The organism is Streptomyces botrytidirepellens (genome assembly GCF_003721215.1).
Taxonomy (GTDB): domain Bacteria; phylum Actinomycetota; class Actinomycetes; order Streptomycetales; family Streptomycetaceae; genus Streptomyces; species Streptomyces himastatinicus.
Genome location: NZ_RIBZ01000621.1, coordinates 1 through 4,728 on the forward strand (window position 1 = coordinate 1; position 4,728 = coordinate 4,728).

4 protein-coding genes are annotated in these 4,728 nt (G+C 74.4%); 1 reads left to right on the top strand and 3 read right to left on the bottom strand.

Annotation, left to right across the window (positions count from 1 at the left end):
• The 3 genes from EEJ42_RS33895 to fmt all read right to left on the bottom strand — a co-directional run.
• The coding region (locus tag EEJ42_RS33895; RefSeq protein WP_281291567.1) for a transcription antitermination factor NusB at positions 1-897 on the bottom strand (897 nt) is incomplete at its 3' end.
• 52 nt (positions 898-949) lie between these two features.
• Positions 950-2,857: an ABC transporter ATP-binding protein gene (locus tag EEJ42_RS33900; RefSeq protein WP_123105903.1), complete on the bottom strand. Its 1,908-nt coding sequence runs from the start codon at positions 2,855-2,857 to the stop codon at positions 950-952.
• Between the two features lie 153 nt (positions 2,858-3,010).
• A complete protein-coding gene (fmt, locus tag EEJ42_RS33905; RefSeq protein WP_123105905.1) occupies positions 3,011-3,943 on the bottom strand; it encodes a methionyl-tRNA formyltransferase in 933 nt (310 codons plus the stop codon).
• 234 nt (positions 3,944-4,177) lie between these two features.
• Here fmt and EEJ42_RS33910 point away from each other — a divergent pair, with 234 nt between their 5' ends.
• A complete protein-coding gene (locus tag EEJ42_RS33910; RefSeq protein WP_123105907.1) occupies positions 4,178-4,696 on the top strand; it encodes a hypothetical protein in 519 nt (172 codons plus the stop codon).
• The last annotated feature ends 32 nt before the right edge of the window (positions 4,697-4,728 follow it).

A 4,728-nucleotide genomic window follows, 5' to 3' on the forward strand; every position in this document is an offset into this window, starting at 1 on the left:
CTTGCCGCCGGGGCCCGCGCAGCCGTCCAGCCAGCGCCGGTCGGGGCCGTCCAGCGGGGCGGCCGCGAGCGCGAGGGCGACGAGCTGGCTGCCCTCGTCCTGCACGCCGGCGCGCCCCTCACGGACCGCGTCCAGCGCGCCGGGTTCGCCGCCCTCGGCGAGCCGGACGGCGTACGGGGACCAGCGGCCCGGCAGCGCGGACTCCTCGCCGACGGCGGCGACCAGTTCGTCGGGGGCGGACCGGCCGGGGCGGGCGACGAGGGTGACCTCGGGCCGTTCGTTGTCGGCCTCCAGCAGGTCCTCGATCCCGGCCCGGCCGCCGCCGAGCGCGTCCCACAGGGCCGAGACGATCCAGCGCGGATGCGCGTGCACGACGCCGAGATGGTCCTCGGGGTCCTCGTCGTACGGCGGGGCGACCCGCTCCAGCCAGGTGTCCAGGTCGGCGGCGGCGATCTTGCGCAGCACCGCGTTGACGAACTTGGCGCGCCCGTCGCCGAGCACCACCCGGGCCAGTTCGACGCTCGCGGAGACGGCGGCGTGGGTGGGGATGCGGGTGCCCAGCAGCTGATGGGCGCCCAGGCTCAGCACGTCGAGGACGGGCGGGTCCACCTCGCGCAGCGGGCGGTCCACGCATTCGGCGATGATCGCGTCGTAGGTGCCCTGGAGGCGCAGGGTGCCGTAGACCAGCTCGGTGGCGAGCGCCGCGTCCCGGGCGTCGAAGCCGCCGTCCTCCCGCGCCTTGCGGAGCAGGGGCGGGAGGACGAGGTTGGCGTACGCGTCCCGTTCGTCGACGGCCCGCAGCGCCTCGAAGGCGAGGATCCGTACGGGGTCCTTCTGCGGTCGGCGGTACGGCTTGCCGGGGCGGCTGCGACGGGGAGGGCCGGGCTGGGGGCTCACGGGAAATGTGCTCCGGAAGGTATGGGGTGATCAGCCTCCCAGCCTACGCGGCTCAGCTCAGCGCCTCGGCCGCCTCCCTGGGCTCCCCCGCCTCCGGGGGGCGCTGTTCGAACTGGGTGCGGTACAGCTCCGCGTAGCGCCCCTCGGCGGCGAGCAGCGCGTCGTGGGTGCCGCGCTCCACGATCCGGCCGTCCTCCACGACGAGGATGAGGTCCGCCGCCCGCACCGTGGACAGCCGGTGGGCGATCACCACCGCCGTCCGCCCGTCCAGGGCCTCGGCCAGGGCCTCCTGCACGGCGGCCTCGGAGGTGGAGTCCAGATGGGCGGTGGCCTCGTCGAGGAGCACCACCCGGGGCCGGGCGAGCAGCAGCCGGGCGATGGTCAGCCGCTGGCGCTCGCCGCCGGAGAGGCGGTAGCCGCGTTCGCCGACGACCGTGTCGAGACCGTCCGCGAGCGACGCGATCAGCCCGTCCAGCCGGGCCCGGCGCAGCACCTCCCACAGCTCCTCCTCGGTCGCCCCGGGGCGGGCCAGCAGCAGGTTGGCGCGGATCGTGTCGTGGAAGAGGTGGCCGTCCTGGGTGACCATACCGAGGGCTTCGCGCAGCGAGGCGGCGGTCAGGTCGCGGACGTCGACGCCGGACAGCCGGACGGCGCCCGCGTCGGTGTCGTAGAGGCGCGGCAGCAGTTGCGCGATGGTCGACTTGCCCGCGCCGGAGGATCCCACCAGCGCGACCATCTGGCCGGGTTCGGCGCGGAAGGACACGTCGTGCAGCACCTGGACGCCGCCGCGGGTGTCCAGGTGGGCGACCTCCTCCAGGGAGGCGAGCGACACCTTGTCGGCGGACGGGTAGCCGAAGTCGACGTGGTCGAACTCCACCGACACCGGCCCGTCCGGGACCTGCCGGGCGTCCGGCTTCTCCGTGATCAGCGGCTTCAGGTCGAGCACCTCGAAGACCCGCTCGAAGCTGACGAGGGCGCTCATCACCTCCACCCGCGCCCCGGCCAGCGCGGTCAGCGGCGCGTACAGCCGGGTGAGCAGCAGCGCGAGGGAGACGACGGAGCCGGGGTTGAGGCTGCCGCGCAGTGCGTAGTAGCCGCCGAGGCCGTAGACGAGGGCCAGGGCCAGGGCGGAGACGAGGGTCAGCGCGGTGACGAACGAGACCTGGACCATGGCCGTACGGACGCCGATGTCCCGTACCCGGCGGGCCCGCGCGGCGAATTCGGCGGACTCCTCGGCGGGGCGGCCGAAGAGCTTCACCAGCGTCGCGCCGGGCGCGGAGAACCGCTCGGTCATCTGGGTGCCCATCGCGGCGTTGTGGGCCGCCGCCTCGCGCCGCAGCCTGGCGAGCCGGCGGCCGACCCGGCGGGCGGGGAGCAGGAAGACCGGCAGGATCAGCAGCGCGAGCACCGTGATCTGCCAGGAGATGCCGACCATCACGACGAACGTGAGCAGCAGCGTCACCGCGTTGCTCACCACTCCGGAGAGGGTGTCGCTGAACGCCCGCTGCGCGCCGATCACATCATTGTTGAGGCGGCTGACCAGCGCACCGGTGCGGGTGCGGGTGAAGAAGGCGACCGGCATCCGCTGCACGTGGTCGAAGACGGCGGTGCGCAGGTCGAGGATCAGCCCCTCGCCGATGTTCGCGGACAGCCGCCGGGTCAGCAGCCCGAGCGCCGCCTCGGCCACGGCGATGGCGGCGATCAGCCCGGCGAGACCGAGGACCGTGGACTCGTGCGCATGGCGGTCGATCGCGTTCACCACCCGGCCCGCGAGCAGCGGGGTGGCGACCGCGGTCACCGCCACCACCGTGCTCAGCAGGACGAACAGCAGCAGCGGGCGGCGGTGCGGGCGGGCGAAGGCCCCGATGCGGCGCAGGGTCGCGCGGGAGAAGGGCCGCCGGTCGTCGTTGGCGTGGGTGGCCTGGTACAGGGAATGCCACGCGGTGACTTCCATGCTCATCGCGCACCTCCGAAGGGTTCGGGGTGCCGCCACGGTGATTACGCCGGTGGGTCCGGACCGGCGGCACGTATCAAGGACGGTAGAACTTGAACCAAGGTTGAGGTCAACGCTCCAGCTCCCCGGCGCGCCGCATCCGCCCCCTTCGGCCGCCCATCAGCCGCCGAGCCGCTCGCCCTCGGCGATCCGCACGCCACGGGCCCAGTCCGCCGCGGGCATCGGCTTCTTGCCCTGCGGCCGGACCCGGGTCAGCTCCACGGCATGGCTGCCCGTGCCCGCGTACACCGCCTTCTTGGTCGCGGCGAGCACACCGGGGGACAGATCCGTGCGGTCCGCCACCGGCGCCGCCGAGACCACCTTCAGCCGCTCCCCGCGGAACGTCGTCCACGCGCCCGGCGCCGGGGCGCACGCCCGCACCAGCCGGTCGACCCGCAGCGCGGGCGCCGACCAGTCGATCTCCGCGTCCTCGACGTTGATCTTCGGGGCGAGCGAGACGCCCTCCGCGGACTGCGGCACTGCCCGCAGCGAACCGTCCTCGATGCCGTCCATCGTCGCCGCGAGCAGCCCGGCCCCGGCGATGGCCAGCCGGGTCAGCAGATCGCCGCTGGTGTCGGTGGGCCGTACGTCCTCGGTCACCACCCCGTACACCGGCCCGGAGTCCAGCCCCTCCTCGATCTGGAACGTCGACGCCCCGGTCACCTCGTCGCCCGCGAGCACCGCGTGCTGCACCGGCGCCGCACCGCGCCACGCGGGCAGCAGCGAGAAGTGCAGATTGACCCAGCCGTGCGCCGGGACCTCCAGCGCCGCCTTGGGCAGCAGCGCGCCGTACGCCACCACCGGGCAGCAGTCCGGGGCGATCTCGGCGAGCCGGGCCAGGAAGTCCGCGTCCCGCGGCTTGCCCGGCTTCAGCACCTCGATGCCCGCCTCCTCGGCCCGCTCCGCGACCGGGCTGGCCACCAGCCGACGGCCGCGCCCGGCGGGCGCGTCGGGACGGGTCACGACGGCCACCACCTCATGCCGGTCGGACGCGATCAGTGCGTCCAGCGCGGGCAGGGCGACCTCGGGGGTACCGGCGAAGACGAGCCTCATGGGTGGCGAACGACCTCTCATACAGGGCGGAGAACGGCGGAGAACGGCAAAAACGCGACCTCAGTCTATGGTCCGACACACCAGGGGGCGTACGGGCCGACTCCCGCACGCCCCGGACCGTGACCGACGGGCGGGTGCCGCGTTGGTCAAGAGAGATTGACCGCGCCGGGCCGCACCCCGCGGCCCGGCACCCTTCCCGCCCGCCCCCTTCACGCCGGTTCGAGAGGCTTGTTCATGGCCGACCACGCAACTCACGACGCCCAGGCACGGGCCAGCCTGCACCTCCTGGTCCGGGACATCGAGCGGGTCCGCCGACAGGTGGACGCGCTGCGCACCCTCACCGCCCAGCTCGGCAACGTCTACCGGCCGCGGCGCACCGGACCGTCCGCGGGCTTCGTCGTCTACGGCCGCGCCCCGGCACCCACCGTGCGGCTCGCCCAGGAGCTGCGGGACAGCGTCGAAACCCTGGTCACCGCCGCGGTCGACTTCGACCGCTCGCTCGGCTTCTCCTGGGACGCGGTGGGCTCCGCGCTCGGCGTCACCAAGCAGGCGGTGCACCGCCGTTACGGCTCGCGCCGCGCCTCGGCGACGAGCACCGCGGAGGGCGGCGAGGCCCCGGCGGGGCACGGCCCCGAGCCCGCCGCCGTGCCGCCGGTCCCGTCCGTACCGGCGGCCCGCTCCCTCCCCCCGCAGTCCACCCCGTCCCTCCCCGAAGCCCGCCCGGGCGTCTTCCCGGGCCCCCGCAACGGTTAAGAAGCCTCTCAACCGATATCCAGCGGGTCGAC

Bases quoted from the DNA above. Each gene is read 5' to 3' on its own strand.
- EEJ42_RS33900 (WP_123105903.1), bottom strand. From the start codon at position 2,857: ATGAGCATGGAAGTCACCGCGTGGCATTCCCTGTACCAGGCCACCCAC.
- EEJ42_RS33910 (WP_123105907.1), top strand. From the start codon at position 4,178: ATGGCCGACCACGCAACTCACGACGCCCAGGCACGGGCCAGCCTGCAC.
- fmt (WP_123105905.1), bottom strand. From the start codon at position 3,943: ATGAGGCTCGTCTTCGCCGGTACCCCCGAGGTCGCCCTGCCCGCGCTG.